This window comes from Agromyces mediolanus, assembly GCF_023715325.1.
Classification (GTDB): Bacteria; Actinomycetota; Actinomycetes; order Actinomycetales; family Microbacteriaceae; genus Agromyces; species Agromyces mediolanus_A.
Genome location: NZ_JAMBNX010000006.1, coordinates 233,208 through 247,118, shown reverse-complemented (window position 1 = coordinate 247,118; position 13,911 = coordinate 233,208). Strand labels below are relative to the sequence as shown.

Here is a 13,911-nt window from a genome sequence, read left to right as displayed (position 1 = left end):
AATCGGGGCGGAGAGGCGGCCACGATGACCGAACACGCGACCGCGACCGCGGCGCCGCGGCAGCTCGGGCGCACCGCCGCCCGCGCGCGAGACGCGATCCGCGAGCTCATCGAGGCCGGCGTCTTCGAGCCCGGGCAGAAGCTGCCCGGCGAGCGCGAGCTCGCTGATCGGGTCTCGGTCAGCCGGGTCGTGCTGCGCGAGGCCCTCGCCTCGCTCGAGCGCGACGGCCTGCTGGAGAGCTCGCCGTGGCGCGGATGGTTCGTCACCGCCCCGCACATGGCGGAGCGGGTCGCCCTGCAGTCGTTCACCGAGATGGCGCTCGCCCGCGGGCTGCGGCCGGGCGCCCGGGTGCACCGCAGCGAGGTGCGCCCGGCGAGCCTCGGCGAAGCGGGCAGCCTCGCGCTCGCCCCCGCCTCCCCCGTGCTCGAGGTGCACCGGGTGCGCACGCTCGACGACGTGCCGATCTGCTACGACGTGTCGATCATCCCGGCGCAGCGGGCGGTCGGGCTGGAGCCCGAGATGCTCGAGGACGCCTCGCTCTACGGGACGCTCGAGTCCGTGTGCGGCCTCCGCGTGGTGCGCAGCGACTACACGGTGCGCGCCGAGGCCGCCGACGAGGCGATCGCCGCCGCGCTCGGCATCGCCGCGGGCGCCCCCGTGCTCGTCGGCGAGGAGACGGCCTCGGAGCTCTCCGGCACGCCGGTGCTGCTCGGCCGGGTCACGTACCGGCACGACGCATACGAGTTCCAGGCGACGCTCTACCGGCCGAACTGAGCTGCGCGGCGGCGGCCTCGGCCGCGGTCACGAGCTCGGGCGGCCCGAGCAGCTCGAACGGCCGCTCGAACTGCAGCAGTCGCGCCACGACGCCCGCCCACGACCACGAGCCGAGCGCCACGCGGCAGCGGCCGTCGGCTGCCTCGATCAGTTCGCCGGGTTCCAGCCATGGCGCGAGCTCGGATGCCTCGGCGCGGACCACCGCCTCGCCGACGCAGGGCCAGGCGGGACCGGCCGCGCTGCCTGCGCCCACGTCGCCCTGCTCCACCGCCCCGCGGAAGCGCGCCGTCAGGAACGCCAGGGCGTCGCCGTGCGGGATCCGGCGTGGCGCGAACCGCGCCCCGTGCGGCGCGCGCGGCGCCATCCGATCGAGCCGGAACAGCCGCCAGTCCTCGCGCTCCAGGTCGAAGGCGACGAGGTACCACCGCCCGTCGCGGGCGACGAGCTCGTGCGCCTCGACGCGGCGTGGGTCGCCGTCGGCCTCGGCACCGTCGCCGCGCCGGTACCCGAAGCGCAGCACCCGACGCTCGCGCACCGCCTCGCTGACCGCCAGGATCACCTCGGGGTCGGTGCGCACCGCGCTCGGCTCGTGCGCGAAGCGGAGCCCGTCGACGCGGTGCCGGAGCCGCGAGGGCAGCACCTGCCGCACCGTGCCGAGCGCCCGCTCGGCCGCCTCCTCGATGGCCGCACCGCCGCCCGTCACGGAGCTCAGCGCGATCGCGAGGGCGACCGCCTGCTCGTCGTCGAAGCGGAGCGGCGGCAGCTCCTCCCCCGCGGCGAGCCGGTAGCCGCCGTCGGGGCCCATCGTCGCCGACACCCGGTACCCGAGCTCCCGCAGTCGCTCGACGTCCCGGCGGATCGTGCGCGTGCTGACGTCGAGCCGGCCGGCGAGCTCGGCGGCCGGCCACTCACGTCTCGCCTGCAACAGGGAGAGCAACGAGAGCATGCGTGCCGAGCCATCCGTCATGCCTTCAGTCTGGGCCAGGTCGCGGACATTCGGTGTCCTCGACTGCTGGAACGCTGGCCGCAGGCGGTCGAACCGAGCCGCCCGCGATCGAGAGGAACGGCGATGAGCCTGCACACCACCACCCACCTGAACTTCCGCGACGGGCGCGCCCGCGCGGCCCTCGAGCACTACCAGCGCGTCTTCGGCGGCGAGCTCGCGCTCACGAGCTACGGCGAGCTCGGCATGCCCGCAGGCAGCCCGGACGCCGAGCGGATCGTCTTCGGCAACGTGACGAGCCCCGACGGCTTCCGCGTGATGGCCTACGACGTGCCGGGCGATGCCGGACCGGCGGATGCCTCGCCCACCGCCACCCGGCGCGAACACGGTGCGACCGTCACCGACCGGCCCTTCTTCCTGTCGCTCCGCGCCGACTCGCTCGCCGAGGCGCAGCACGCCTGGGACGGGCTCGCCGAGGGGGCGACGGTCGTCGAGCCGCTCGCCGCTTCGGCATGGTCGCCCGGCTTCGGCATGCTCGCCGATCGCTTCGGCGTCACCTGGGTGATCGACGTCGCGGGCTGAGCGCGAAGAGACGACCACGCACTGAGCCGCGGCGGACGGCACCTCACGACTCGTGCCGAGACCCGCCGTCGGCATCGCGCCGCCCGAGCATGCGCTGCCACCAGCCGCGCTTGGGCGGCGTCTCGGGCTCCGACTCGGCCGCGGGCTGCTCGCCCTTCCAGATCAGGTAGGCGAGATACGGGTCGTCCTCGGGGTTCGTCGGGGGTGCAGCGGCCCGCCGCCGTCGGATGCCCATCGTCGCCTCCCCCCGTCGGCCCGATCACCTGCCGTACCAGTGTCGGCCATCCAGCCGGGAACTCCCCCAGAGACGAGGACGCGCGGCACCGGTCAGCGGTACCGGGCGGCCACCGGGCAGTCGAAGGGATCGCGGGCGGCGAGCCCGACGCGGTTCAGGTACGCGATCACGATCGCGTAGGAGCGCCAGAGCGAGGTCTCGGTGTAGGGCACGTCGTGCGTCTGGCAGTACTCGCGCACGATCTCGCGGGTGCGGGCGAGGTGCAGGCGGGACATGCTCGGGAACAGGTGGTGCTCGACCTGGTAGTTGAGGCCGCCGAAGAGCCAGGTCGCCCACCAGCCGCCGCTGATGTTGCGCGAGGTGCGCACCTGCTTCTGGAAGAAGTCGAGCTTGGCGTCGGGCGCGATCACCGGCATGCCCTTGTGGTTCGGCGCGAACGACGCCCCCATGTACACGCCGAAGACGGCGAGCTGCACGCCGACGAAGGCGAACGCCATCCCCAGCGGGAGCACGAGGAACACGGGCACGAAGAGCACGGCGAAGCGCGCCGCGATGATGCCGAGCTCGGTCCAGCGGCCGGGGACCGGGCCGCGGGCGAAGAGATACCGGAGGCTCTGGAAGTGGAGGTTCAGCCCCTCGAGCGTCAGCAGCGGGAAGAACCACCAGCCCTGCTTGCGGGTGAGGAGCCGACGCAGGCCGCGGGCGTTCGCGGCATCCTCGTCGAGGAAGGAGATCGTGTCGACCTCGATGTCGGGATCTTTCCCGACGCGGTTCGGGTTGGCGTGGTGACGGCTGTGCTTGCTGTCCCACCAGCCGTAGCTCATGCCGACGAGGCCGGCGAGCACTCTCGCGAGCCGGTCGTTCGCCGGCCCCGAGGCGAGGATCTGACGGTGCGCGGCCTCATGGGCGAGGAAGGCGACCTGGGTGAACAGCAGCCCGAGCGCCCCGGCGATCAGGAGCTGGTACCAGCTGTCGCCGAGGAGGATGAATCCGGCGACCGCCCCGCCGAAGGCGAGCACGATGCCGGCGCCGACGAGGGCGTAGAACCACGGGGTCCGGCGGAGGAGCCCGGTCTCGCGGACGATCTGGGAGAGCTGGCTGTAGGCCCGGGTGATCGGCGGGAAGTCGCCGGCCCTGGCGTAGGTCTGTCGGACGGGGCCGAGCACGGCCTCCTGGGCGATGGGTACGGTCGGCATGGGGGCTGCCTGTCTGTGCTGGGCCGGGAGTCTTCGGCCGTGAAGCCAAAGGCGGGTGCCCATCGCTATTCCCACGTTAGGCGGTGAACCATGCCGCTGCCTGCATACCTCCCGTGATCCTGCTGTGAGCGCACGGCCGGCCCCGCCTCGGGCGGGGCCGGCCGGGGAGCTCACAGGCCGCGGATGTTGGTGGCCTGGAGGCCCTTCTGACCCTGCTCCACGTCGAACTCGACGCGCTGGTTCTCGGCGAGCTCGCGGTAGCCGTTGCCGGTGATCGCGCTGAAGTGCGCGAACACGTCGGCGGAGCCGTCGTCGGGAGCGATGAAGCCGAAGCCCTTTTCAGTGTTGAACCATTTGACGATGCCGGTGGCCATGACGTCATTCCTTCGTTGTCTGGGACCACGGGTGTGATCCGTGAATCCGCGGCGACGGCGCCGCCGCGGGGCTTTGGTGCGCCGCACGAGGTGCTCGGCGGCGGGAGCGAGAGCGGACGGCGCTGTCGATTCGAGGGCGGTGCACGCCTCGTGGAGCGTCTCGGCGCGGGCGATCGCCCGTCCGGTCGCGTCGTAGGCGCGGTAGCCGTCGCCGTCGGCCACGACGTGCCCGGCGTACTCGCCGTCGCGCGTGGCGCTGTGCACGTCGTGGTCGGCTTGCCGCCACGACAGGCGAGGGGACGAACTGGTGAAGAGAAGAGCGATGAGGATGATCGTTTCGGTACGGCTGCCGTTTCTGACGACGACGTCAGCGGCTGCGGGAAGCTGAGGATGCGCTCCAAGCGCGGAAGCGGATTCGGGACGCGTAGAACGCGACGGTGCTCGAAGATGACGGGCACTCGGTCGTGACGACCGGTGGGCTGCACGGTGTATCACTGCCCACTAGTGTACGCGATGCGGCTGGGAGGTCCAGCGCCCCGTCTGGTGGCCGAGATGCGCACCGAGCCTGACGGAACGCGAACACGACCCCGGAGTCGCCGATCCAGTCGGAGAAAAACGGCTACGGTCAGCAATATGGGAACGCTGTACTACGGGGACTCGCAGACCCCCATCGGGATCGAGGACCGCGCGCTCGCGCATCTGAAGATCGTCCTGACCACCAAGCTGCGCCGCAACGAGAGCTTCACCCTCTCGTGGCGGCACCCCGACGACGAGCCACGAGGGCGGGAGACGCTCTGGCTGCACCCGGCCATCCCGATCCGCTTCGTCTTCACCGAGCCCGAGCGCCCCGACCTGAACGCCCAGTGGCTGGAGGACCTCATGCGGTCGGCCAACAGCACGGGCGGCATCGAGCTCGTGCCGGAGCACCTCGACCCCGAGCCGATCCCGGCCGTCCCCGGCCAGCCGGTCAGCGTCGGAGCGGACGTGCAGGACGTGGAGCCGGCGCAGGGCTGACCACGACTAGCGTTCGGCCTGCATGTTCGCGGTCAACGCCCTCCCGGCCTCCGGATCACGCCGCCGGCGCAGCACCGCGAGGGCGACGACGAGCGCCACGACGAGGACCGCCGCGATCGCCAGCGACCCGGCGGCGAGCCCTTGGGCGAGCGCCGCCCGCCCCTCGGCACCGGCGTCGCCGCGAGCGCCGGCGACGGCGCCGATCACCGAGGCGACCACGGCCGTCCAGAACGCCCCGCCGATCATGCCGGTCGAATTGGCAAGCCCGGAGACCGCGCCGACCTCGTCCTCGCCCGCCTTCGACATCGCGAGGCTCATGATCGGCGGGAGCACGATCCCGATGCCGAGGCCGAGCAGCAGCAGGGGCGCGAGCACGTCGGCGAGGTAGCCGCCACCGAGGGGCACGCGCGCGAGGAGCAGTGCACCCGCGAGGAACGCGAGCAGGCCGACGACGAGGGTGATCCGCTCCCGGAAGCGCGCGGTCAGGAACGGCGCGACGACGATGGACGCGAGCGCCGTGACGATCGTCAGCGGCACGAACGACAGCGCCATCTGCATCGGGGTGTAGCCGAGCACCTGCTGCAGGAGCAGCGTCGCGATGAAGAACGAGCCGTAGAGACCGCCGGTGACGAGGAACTGGATGACATTGGCTCCCGCGACGTCGCGATCACGCAGCACGCCGAGGTGCAGCAGCGGCACCTTCGCCCGCCGCTGCCGGAGCACGAAGCCGAACAGCAGGATCACAGCGCCGCCGAGGGAGAAGATGGTGGTCCCGCCCCAACCGAGATGCTCGGCCGTGATGACGCCGTAGACGAGCAGCGACACCGCCGCCACGAGCAGTCCCGCCCCGACGACGTCGAGCCCCCGACCGAGTCCGAGTGCGCGCCCGCGCGGGAGCAGCCGCCAGCCGACGACGAGGCTGACGAGACCGATCGGCAGATTGATGAAGAACAGCCATTGCCAGCTCGCCAGCTGCATCAGCACGCCGCCGAGCAGCAGCCCGAGCGCGCCCCCGCCGGCGAAGGTGAAGCTGTAGAAGCCGATGGCCCTCGCCTGCTCCCTCGGCTCGGTGAACATGGTCACGATCAGCGCCAGGGTGACCGCGGTGATCAGCGCCGCGCCGACGCCCTGGCCGAAGCGTGAGGCGACCAGGATGATCGCACTCGGCGAGAGGCCGGCCGCGACCGAGGCGACCGTGAAGACGGACACGCCGATGAGGAGGACCCGGCGGTGGCCGAGCAGGTCTCCGAGGCGCCCGGCGAAGACCAGCAGCCCGCCGTAGGCGATGAGGTACGCGTTGATCACCCAGGACACTCCGGCCTGCGAGAAGCCGAGCTCCTTCTGCATGACCGGCAGCGCGACGTTGACGATCGTCTCGTCGAGGATCGTCATCAGCGTGCCGATGCAGAGGACGACGAGCGCGATCCAGCGCGCACGGGAGGCCTTCATGGCGGTGCTCCTTCGGTCGGTGCCAGGGGACTGCACGACCGTAACAGATAATCTATTCTTAGACGATCTATTCATGCACTGCTATGCTTGCCTCATGATCGCACGCACGGTGAGCGACCTCGTCGTCCAACTTCAGCTGCTGACCCGGTCGATCGAGCACCGGGCCGCCGACGAACTCGGCGAGCTCGACACCACGCTGCGAACCGTGAGCGTGCTCCTCTGCGCGGCATCCGGCGAGAAAACGCAGAAGGAGCTGTCCGAGCTCGCCCGCCTCGACAAGTCCACGATGGTGAACACGCTCGACGCGCTCGAGCGCTCCGGGCTCGCCGAGCGGAAGGTCCCGGCGGAGGACCGCCGGGCGCGGGTCGTGGCCGTCACCGACGAAGGTCGACGAGTCGTCGCGTCCACCGCCGGCATCCTCGACGGCCTCTACGACTCCGTGCTCGGTCGACTGCCGGAGGAGGACCGCGAACCGTTCCTGCGCTCCCTCGCGAGACTCACGCAGACCGACTAGGCCTCAGCCCTCGCGAAAGCCGCGGAGCGCGGCATCCAGCGCCCGGACCATCGCCTCGCGTCGCGTCCCTCCGGATTCCGCACGGAGCGCGCCGTCGAGGCCGGCGCCCTCGACGGCGCCGAACGCGGCCCCCACCATCGGCGCGACGCTCGCGACCGGCGCGCCCGTGTCCGCCGCGATGCGGAGCGCGAGCCCTCGCGCGAGGTCCATCAGCTGCGCCGCGAGGGAACGCGGGATCTCGCCGCGCGACCCGAGCGCGCCCCGGATCACCGCCTGCCGGGCGACCGCCTCCTCGGTCGTGGCAGCCTCGATCAACGCGAGCACGGCAGCGCGGACGCGGTCCGCGGGATGCGGGGAGTCCGCCTCGCCGGCGACCCGCCGGGCGAGCGCGGCGAAGTCCTCGACGTGCGCGAAGAGCAGGTCCTCCTTGGACGGGAAGTGCACGTAGAAGGTGCGCTCGGACACCTGGGCGCGGCGGGCGATCTCCGCCACGGTCGTGGCCTCGTACCCGTTCGCCTCGAACAGCTGCGACGCGCTGTCGCGCAGCGCCTGATGCGTGCGCCGACGCCGAGCGTCGTGTCCGTTCCCCTGCGCCTGCGGCATGGGTCGAGTCTAGCCGCGATCCGCCCACAAATTGCAGATCTGCAATCTTTGCACCATGCTGTCGCTATGGAATCGGACACGCGGACATACGTCGTGACGGGAGCGGACTCGGGCCTCGGCAGCGCGGTGGCCGAACTCCTCGCCGCGCGGGGGCGGGTGATCCGCTGCGGTCTCGGCACGGGCGTCGAAGTCCGCGCGGACCTGGCGAGCGCCGACGGCCGCGCGCGCCTCGTCGACGAGGTCGGCTCGCTGAGCGGGGGCCGGGTGGACGGCATCGTCGCCGCAGCCGGGCTCGGTGCCCCGCGGGCGGAGACGGTCGCGCTGAATCACTTCGGCACCGTCGCCGTCCTCGACGGGCTCCGCCCGCTGCTCGCCCAATCGCCTGCGCCGGCCGCGGTGGTCGTCTCGTCGTCCTCCACCCTGAACCGCGGCAGTGGGCCACTGGTGCGCGCCTGCCTCAGCGGGGACGAGGCGAAGGCGCTCGCCGTCGCGAACCGGCTGATCCGCACCAGGCGGGGCAGCCAGCTCTACCGCTCCAGCAAGATCGCGCTCAACCACTGGGTGCGGACCGCTTCGGTACAGGCCGAATGGGCCGGTTCGGGCATCGTCCTGAACGCCGTGGCCCCCGGGATCATCGGCACCGAACTCGTGCTGCGGACGTGGGACCGCGAGCGGCAGCTCCTGGAGACGGCGCTGCCGCAGCCGATGGGCGCGCCGGGACCCGTCGCGCCCGTCGCCGCGCTGCTCGCTCACGCCGTGTCGCCCGAGAACCGCTTCATGACCGGCCAGCTCATCTACTGCGACGGCGGGACGGACGCCCTGGTCCGCGGCACGCGGCCGCAGCGCCTGTTCCTGCGCTATCGCCCGCGCGAGATCCTGGCGCTCCTGCGCGAGTCACGCCGGATCGCCCGAGAGGACGCCGCGCCCGTTTGAGAGGATGGCTCCCATGATCGAGGTGGATGACGTCGTCGTGACCGCGGGCGAAGTGACGCTCCTGCCGGCCGTGACGATGACCGCCCCGCGCGGTGCCGTCCTGGCGATCCGAGGCAGGAACGGCAGCGGCAAGTCGACGCTGCTCGGCGTGCTGGCCGGCGCCAGGAACCCCTCCCAGGGCACCGTGCGGATCGGCGGCGCAGCCGTCGCCCCGCGCGACCGCGACTTCCGCCGTCGGGTCGCCGCGATGATCGGCCTGCCGCCGATGGCGCCCGATCTCACCGTCTCCGACCATGTGCTCCTGGTCGCCACGACCTGGCTGGACGACCCCCGCGATGCCGCGGCGCTCGCGGATCGGGTGATCGCGGAGCTGGCGCTGACCGCCCTGGGGCGGCGGTTCCCGCACGAACTCTCGTCGGGGCAGACCCAGTTGTTCGGTCTCGCCCTGGTCCTCGCCAGGCCGTTCGAGGTGCTGATCCTCGACGAGCCCGAACAGCGGCTGGACCCGGAGCACGTCGAGTCCGTGATCCGGGTGCTGCGCGCCCGGCGCGACGACGGGGCGACGATCGTCGTCGCCACCCACAGTCCGGCACTCGCGGACGGACTCGCCGATCGCACGCTCTGGCTGGATGCCGCAGCGTGACCGGCCGCGTCCGAGCAGCGATCGGGATCTGGCGCGCCCGCAACGTCCGCACGGGGCGGGATGGGGCGTACGCGGTCTACCTCGCACTGATGGTCGCGCTGGTGACGGTGATCCCGGTCGTCCGGGCCGCCTGGCTCGGCGTGACGAGCCCGGAGGGGATCGCCGCGATCTCCGCAGGCACCGCGCCGGAGACGGCGATCCTCGTGGTGGCGGCGCTCTGGGCGGGCGCACTGCTCCTCGGTCGCGACCGCGGCCCGGCCGTGCGGCCGCCGTTCCTCACGCACGCGCTCGCCACGAGCGGCCTCCCCGCCGCCGAGGCGTTCCGCGGGCCGGTGCTGCGCGCCGGCGCGCTCGTCACGGCGCTGACCACCGCGGCCGCCGGGCTGCTCGGCGCCGCCCTCGTCAGCGCCCGACTGGCGGACCCGCTCGACGCGGGGCTGTTCCTCGTGGTCGGCGCCCTCGTCGGCGTGATCGCCACGGTCGCCTGGCTCGCCGGGCAGGCCCTCCCGCGCACGGCGGTGCCGGCGGCCGTCGTCGTGTGCGCGCTCGGAGCGGCCACCGCGGCCGCCCCGGCCCTGCAGCCGTTCACGCCGTGGGGATGGGTCGGCCTCGCGTACCCCCTCGCCGGCGGGTCATCCGCGGTCGCCGCGCTGACGGCCCTGGGGGCGCTCAGCGCGGCACTCGTCTGCGCCATCCCGCCGCTGCTGAACCGGCTCCGCCTCCGGGAGTTGCTGGCCCAGTCGGTGCGCTGGGACTCGGCGACCACGCACGCTGGCGGCATGGACTTCAGCGCCGCCGTGTCGGTCTATCAGCGATGGCCGCGCCGCGGCCGGCGGCTCCGAGCCGTCCGAGCGCCCGGGCACCCGGCCGTGGTCTTCCTCGTGCGCGACGCGATCGGCGCGGTCCGGACACCCGGCCGCCTCGCCATCGGCGTCCTCGTCGTCGCCGCGGCCGGCACGCTGCTCGCCCTCGCCTTCGCCCCGGCGGCAGCGGGATGGGCGCTCGGGGCCGCCGCCGGAACGGTCCTGTTCGCCGGCCTCGGCCCGCTCACCGACGGCCTCCGGCACGCGGCGAGCATCTCCGCCGGGCTCCCGCTCTACGGGATCGGGGACGAGCAACTCCTCGCCAGGCACCTCCTCTTCCCGACGATCCTGACGCTCGTGGTGCTCCTCACCGCCGCCGTCGCGACCTCGCTCGTGACGGGCATCCCACCCCTCGGGCCGCTCGCCGGCGCGCTCGTGCTCGGCCCGCTCGCCCTGCTCGCACGTGTCGACGCCGCGCTCAAGGGGCCGATGCCGCCCGCACTGCTCGCACCGGTCCCGACCCCGGTGGGCGACCTCGCCGCGGCCGTGCGGATGGCGTGGGCACTCGACGCCCTGCTGCTCGTCGCCCTCTCGGGCGCCGCAGCCGCCCTCGTCCTCGTCAGCCCCCTCCCGGCCGCCGGAGCGGCGGCCGTGCTCCTCGTCGTCGGGGTCAGCCGCTGGCGTCAGCGACGCTAGCCGGCGGGTCCGCCGGGAGCACGATGGCGATCTTGCCCCGCGCATGGCGGCTCCGCTGCTGCGCGATGGCGTCCGAGAACCGCTCGACCGGGTACACCCCGGCGATGGGGACGGTGAGGCGCCCCTCGACGACGAGGGCGAGGATCCGCTGAAGGTCGCCGGGGTGGGCATCGGACCCGTTGACGGAGACGACGCCCGCGGGCGGGTCCTCGGACTCGATCGTGACGATACGACGGGCGGGGACGCCGAGCTCGCGGGCGGCGAGCGCGGTGGCCACGCCGTGCAGATCGGCCGCAGCGGCGATGCGAGCTCCGGAGGCCCGCAGGGCGCCGGCGAGCCCCTCGCCGTAGGTGAGCGGTTCCGCGCCGATGGATCGGAGGAACGGAGCCGACGACGCCGAGCCCGTGCCGACCACCTGCGCGCCGGCGTGCACGAGCAGCTGCGTCAGGATCGAGCCGACCCCGCCGCCCGCGCCACCGACCAGGACCGTCTCGCCGGGTGCGACCGCCAGGGCCCTCGCCACGGCGGACGCGGTCCGTCCGGCGATGTCCAGGACGCCCGCGGTCAGGTCGTCCACGCCGTCCGGCGTGCGGTGCAGGCTCGGATGCCGTTCCTCGAGCACGACGGACGACGCGACGGCGCGTCCCCGCGCTCCACCGAACACCCGATCGCCGACCCGCCACCTCGTCACCGCTTCGCCGGTCTCGACGACGACGCCGGCGAAGTCGTTCCCGTATCCGGCGGGAACGGCGATCCCGAACGCGGCGGCGAGCGACGGGGACTCGACGATCTGCCAGTCCACCGGATTCAGCCCGGCGACGGTCACCCGGATCCGCACCTGATCCGGCGCGAGCACGACCGCCGCGACGGGGCGCAGCGCCAGCTGGTCCACGGACCCGAAGCGGTCGAACCGCACCGCGACCTCCCCATGCACGTCACGCGGCGATCGAAGACTCGGCATGGAACGAGGATGACAGGTTCCGGCCGCGCGCGCCGCCGCCCGAGGCAACCGTTCGAAATACGCGCGCACCGTGCGGCCTCCCACCGAACCGGCCGAGAGATAGGATGCGCCCATGGGTGAAGCCGAGACCGTGCTCTACAGCGACGACCGCGGCAACCGCATCCTCGGCCACGACCCGATCCCCGACAGCTTCAACGTCCGCTTCACCGCGAACGCGCAGGACTGCACCCTCCGCGTCGGGAAGTCCGCGAAGCTCCGCGGCAACCTCGAGTTCCGCCGCGTGAACGGCGACGTCACGATCGGCGCGAACGCGAACCTCGCCGGCGTCCACATCCTCCTCGGCGACAATGCGACCATCCGCATCGGCGACGGCACCTTCGTCGGTCCGCAGACCGAGCTGTCCACCGCCGAAGGCGCGACACTCTCGATCGGAACCCGGTGCCTCATCGGCGCATACAACATCGTCCGCTCCGACGACGCGCACCCGTTCTACGATCTCGCCACCGGCGCCCGCCTGAACCGCGCTCAGAGCACGACGGTGGCCGACGGAGTATGGACCGGCCGAGGCGCCACGATCCTTCCCGGCTCACACATCGAGTCAGGTTCGATTCTCGGCGCCCAGACGGTCGTCACCGCTGGACGCCCCATCCCTGCGAACGTCGTCGCCGTCGGCAACCCGGCCCGCGTCGTCCGCCGCAACGTCCGGTGGCTGTACAAGCACGTCCAGCAGAACACCGACGTGCCCGAGAGCATCACCCCGGAGCCGATGCCGGAGCCGGTCGTCGAGATCATCGCCCCACCGTCGCTCCTCCAGCAGGCGCGCCGATTCGCCGGCCGCGTCAAGCGGGCGCTCATCGCCGGGTAGCAGTCTGGCGCTACGAGAACGCCCCCTCTCACCTTGGGTTGCAGGGGTCACGAGGTGGGTCGAGTTCTAGCCGCGCCGGCGTCGTGCTCGTTCACCGAAGGCGTCGAGTGCAGCGAGGATCTCGCCGGCTTGCCAGAGCCGGTTGCGACGGCCCTCGCTGATCTTCGTGAGCACGCCGGCGTCGACCAGCCGGTCGATGGCGTTCTGCGCCGCGACGTCGCTGATGCCGAGCTCCTGGGCGACCGTCTTCGCGTTCACGACCGGCTGCATCGGCAGGTACTGCTTCACACGGTGCACCGCGGAGTCGCTGCGGGCGGTCACCCGCTCGGCCCAGCCCGCCATGGCAGCCTCGATGTCGTCAACGAGCCGGCGGCCGTTCTGCACGGCGCTGAACACGGCGTTGGCGACCGAGGCGACGATCGCGTCGGGATCTCCCGCTCGGAACGCAGTGAGCGCAGCGAAGTAGCCATCGGTGTCTCGCAGGAGGCCCGCTGACACGGGCACGGCGACGTTCCGCGTGAGCCCACCGTGGCGCAGCATGCCCTGCAGCAGCGCTCGCCCGGTGCGGCCGTTGCCGTCGGGGAACGGGTGGATGGTCTCGAACTGCGCATGCGCGATCGCAGCCTGCACGAGCACCGGTACGTCCGCGCGCGCGGCGAACGACACGAGGTCTCCCATGAGCGCCGGCACCCGGACGTGATGAGGCGGCACGAACGTCGCCGCGTGCGGCGAGATGCTGCCGCCGCCGATCCAGACCTGCTCGCCGCGCCAGTGCCCCACGTACTCGGGTGCGCTCTCGCGCAGCAGCGCGTCGTGCATCGCGAGGATCGATGCCTCGTCCAGGCGATCGGCCATGCTGATCGCTGCGCGCATGGCGCGCACGTTCGCGACGACGAGGCGCGCGTTCTCGGACCTCGCTTGACCGATCTCCGCGAGGGCGACCTGCTTCGCGCTCGAGGTCAGGTTCTCGACCTCGGAGCTCGAGGCGGACTCCGTGCGCAGGAGGATCGACGCGAAGGGCGCCGCGATCATCCCAGCCTCGGCATCGAAGCGCGCCAGCTCCTGGCTCGCATCGTCGGCCAGCGCGAGCGTGTCTGGCTCGAGCGCGACCCGGGCATCCGCGATGAACGGCGGGACGGCCGCAAGGTAGTCACCTCGAGCTGCACGCAGCGCACGCCTCGATCCGAGCTCGTCGCCGCTGCGCACCCAGGGGCGGGCTTCGTACCCGAGCGGCGGCCAGGTGGCCGAGCCGGGCGGCTCGGCCGGACGGGCGGGATCTGCAGGCATGGTTCGATTATACCAAAGGTTAGGTGACTATCCTTCGGT

The 13,911-nt window shown here is 72.6% G+C and carries 16 protein-coding genes; 8 read left to right on the top strand and 8 right to left on the bottom strand.

Annotation, left to right across the window (positions count from 1 at the left end):
• Window positions 1-24 precede the first annotated feature (24 nt).
• A complete protein-coding gene (locus M3147_RS12760; RefSeq protein ID WP_251203845.1) occupies window positions 25-774 on the top strand; it encodes a GntR family transcriptional regulator in 750 nt (249 codons plus the stop codon).
• On the opposite strand, the gene M3147_RS12755 is transcribed toward M3147_RS12760, so the two are convergent.
• Complete coding sequence (locus M3147_RS12755) at window positions 719-1,741, bottom strand: helix-turn-helix transcriptional regulator (RefSeq protein ID WP_251203844.1); 1,023 nt, start codon at window positions 1,739-1,741, stop codon at window positions 719-721. The two genes, M3147_RS12760 and M3147_RS12755, sit on opposite strands and share 56 nt — an antisense overlap.
• Window positions 1,742-1,843: 102 nt before the next feature.
• Here M3147_RS12755 and M3147_RS12750 point away from each other — a divergent pair, with 102 nt between their 5' ends.
• Window positions 1,844-2,299, top strand: a complete 456-nt coding sequence (locus tag M3147_RS12750) for a VOC family protein (RefSeq protein WP_251203843.1) — start codon at window positions 1,844-1,846, stop codon at window positions 2,297-2,299.
• A gap of 43 nt (window positions 2,300-2,342) precedes the next feature.
• Here M3147_RS12750 and M3147_RS12745 read toward each other — a convergent pair whose 3' ends face one another.
• From M3147_RS12745 to M3147_RS12735, 3 genes are all read right to left on the bottom strand, one after another.
• Complete coding sequence (locus M3147_RS12745; RefSeq protein ID WP_251203842.1) at window positions 2,343-2,534, bottom strand: hypothetical protein; 192 nt, start codon at window positions 2,532-2,534, stop codon at window positions 2,343-2,345.
• Between the two features lie 92 nt (window positions 2,535-2,626).
• Complete coding sequence (locus tag M3147_RS12740) at window positions 2,627-3,730, bottom strand: fatty acid desaturase family protein (RefSeq protein ID WP_251203841.1); 1,104 nt, start codon at window positions 3,728-3,730, stop codon at window positions 2,627-2,629.
• 170 nt (window positions 3,731-3,900) lie between these two features.
• On the bottom strand, window positions 3,901-4,104 hold the full coding sequence (locus M3147_RS12735; RefSeq protein WP_251203872.1) for a cold-shock protein: 204 nt from the start codon (window positions 4,102-4,104) through the stop codon (window positions 3,901-3,903).
• 633 nt (window positions 4,105-4,737) lie between these two features.
• On the opposite strand from M3147_RS12735, the gene M3147_RS12730 reads away from it, so the two are divergent.
• Window positions 4,738-5,118, top strand: a complete 381-nt coding sequence (locus tag M3147_RS12730) for a DUF7882 family protein (RefSeq protein WP_251203840.1) — start codon at window positions 4,738-4,740, stop codon at window positions 5,116-5,118.
• A gap of 6 nt (window positions 5,119-5,124) precedes the next feature.
• Here M3147_RS12730 and M3147_RS12725 read toward each other — a convergent pair whose 3' ends face one another.
• Window positions 5,125-6,567 (bottom strand): MFS transporter, encoded by a 1,443-nt coding sequence (locus M3147_RS12725; RefSeq protein ID WP_251203839.1) that lies wholly within the window; start codon window positions 6,565-6,567, stop codon window positions 5,125-5,127.
• 94 nt (window positions 6,568-6,661) lie between these two features.
• Between M3147_RS12725 and M3147_RS12720 the strand changes: the two genes are divergently transcribed.
• Window positions 6,662-7,081 (top strand): MarR family winged helix-turn-helix transcriptional regulator, encoded by a 420-nt coding sequence (locus M3147_RS12720; RefSeq protein ID WP_251203838.1) that lies wholly within the window; start codon window positions 6,662-6,664, stop codon window positions 7,079-7,081.
• A gap of 3 nt (window positions 7,082-7,084) precedes the next feature.
• Here the strand turns inward: M3147_RS12720 and M3147_RS12715 are convergent, their stop codons facing one another.
• Entirely contained in the window at window positions 7,085-7,684 is a 600-nt protein-coding gene (locus M3147_RS12715; RefSeq protein WP_251203837.1) for a TetR/AcrR family transcriptional regulator, read from the bottom strand.
• Window positions 7,685-7,750: 66 nt separating this feature from the next.
• Between M3147_RS12715 and M3147_RS12710 the strand changes: the two genes are divergently transcribed.
• From M3147_RS12710 to M3147_RS12700, 3 genes are read left to right on the top strand one after another with little or no spacing between them, the layout of a single operon-like run.
• Window positions 7,751-8,617 (top strand): SDR family oxidoreductase, encoded by an 867-nt coding sequence (locus tag M3147_RS12710; RefSeq protein WP_251203836.1) that lies wholly within the window; start codon window positions 7,751-7,753, stop codon window positions 8,615-8,617.
• A 13-nt stretch (window positions 8,618-8,630) separates the two neighbouring features.
• Window positions 8,631-9,260 carry an ABC transporter ATP-binding protein gene (locus M3147_RS12705; RefSeq protein WP_251203835.1) on the top strand — a complete coding sequence of 210 codons (630 nt, stop codon included), beginning with the start codon at window positions 8,631-8,633 and terminating at the stop codon, window positions 9,258-9,260.
• The gene (locus M3147_RS12700; protein WP_251203834.1) at window positions 9,257-10,759 is read left to right on the top strand and encodes a hypothetical protein; all 1,503 of its coding nucleotides are present in this window, start codon (window positions 9,257-9,259) and stop codon (window positions 10,757-10,759) included. The genes M3147_RS12705 and M3147_RS12700 overlap by 4 nt, the downstream gene beginning before the upstream one ends.
• Here the strand turns inward: M3147_RS12700 and M3147_RS12695 are convergent.
• A complete protein-coding gene (locus M3147_RS12695; RefSeq protein ID WP_251203833.1) occupies window positions 10,734-11,720 on the bottom strand; it encodes an alcohol dehydrogenase catalytic domain-containing protein in 987 nt (328 codons plus the stop codon). The genes M3147_RS12700 and M3147_RS12695 overlap by 26 nt on opposite strands.
• Window positions 11,721-11,832: 112 nt before the next feature.
• Between M3147_RS12695 and M3147_RS12690 the strand changes: the two genes are divergently transcribed.
• A complete protein-coding gene (locus M3147_RS12690; RefSeq protein WP_251203832.1) occupies window positions 11,833-12,585 on the top strand; it encodes an acyltransferase in 753 nt (250 codons plus the stop codon).
• 66 nt (window positions 12,586-12,651) lie between these two features.
• Here M3147_RS12690 and M3147_RS12685 read toward each other — a convergent pair whose 3' ends face one another.
• Window positions 12,652-13,872 (bottom strand): Fic family protein, encoded by a 1,221-nt coding sequence (locus M3147_RS12685; RefSeq protein ID WP_251203831.1) that lies wholly within the window; start codon window positions 13,870-13,872, stop codon window positions 12,652-12,654.
• Window positions 13,873-13,911 lie beyond the last annotated feature (39 nt).

Coding starts and splice junctions, on each gene's coding strand:
- M3147_RS12760 (WP_251203845.1), top strand. CDS start 25: ATGACCGAACACGCGACCGCGACCGCGGCGCCGCGGCAGCTCGGGCGC.
- M3147_RS12755 (WP_251203844.1), bottom strand. CDS start 1,741: ATGACGGATGGCTCGGCACGCATGCTCTCGTTGCTCTCCCTGTTGCAG.
- M3147_RS12750 (WP_251203843.1), top strand. CDS start 1,844: ATGAGCCTGCACACCACCACCCACCTGAACTTCCGCGACGGGCGCGCC.
- M3147_RS12745 (WP_251203842.1), bottom strand. CDS start 2,534: ATGGGCATCCGACGGCGGCGGGCCGCTGCACCCCCGACGAACCCCGAG.
- M3147_RS12740 (WP_251203841.1), bottom strand. CDS start 3,730: ATGCCGACCGTACCCATCGCCCAGGAGGCCGTGCTCGGCCCCGTCCGA.
- M3147_RS12735 (WP_251203872.1), bottom strand. CDS start 4,104: ATGGCCACCGGCATCGTCAAATGGTTCAACACTGAAAAGGGCTTCGGC.
- M3147_RS12730 (WP_251203840.1), top strand. CDS start 4,738: ATGGGAACGCTGTACTACGGGGACTCGCAGACCCCCATCGGGATCGAG.
- M3147_RS12725 (WP_251203839.1), bottom strand. CDS start 6,567: ATGAAGGCCTCCCGTGCGCGCTGGATCGCGCTCGTCGTCCTCTGCATC.
- M3147_RS12720 (WP_251203838.1), top strand. CDS start 6,662: ATGATCGCACGCACGGTGAGCGACCTCGTCGTCCAACTTCAGCTGCTG.
- M3147_RS12715 (WP_251203837.1), bottom strand. CDS start 7,684: ATGCCGCAGGCGCAGGGGAACGGACACGACGCTCGGCGTCGGCGCACG.
- M3147_RS12710 (WP_251203836.1), top strand. CDS start 7,751: ATGGAATCGGACACGCGGACATACGTCGTGACGGGAGCGGACTCGGGC.
- M3147_RS12705 (WP_251203835.1), top strand. CDS start 8,631: ATGATCGAGGTGGATGACGTCGTCGTGACCGCGGGCGAAGTGACGCTC.
- M3147_RS12695 (WP_251203833.1), bottom strand. CDS start 11,720: ATGCCGAGTCTTCGATCGCCGCGTGACGTGCATGGGGAGGTCGCGGTG.
- M3147_RS12690 (WP_251203832.1), top strand. CDS start 11,833: ATGGGTGAAGCCGAGACCGTGCTCTACAGCGACGACCGCGGCAACCGC.
- M3147_RS12685 (WP_251203831.1), bottom strand. CDS start 13,872: ATGCCTGCAGATCCCGCCCGTCCGGCCGAGCCGCCCGGCTCGGCCACC.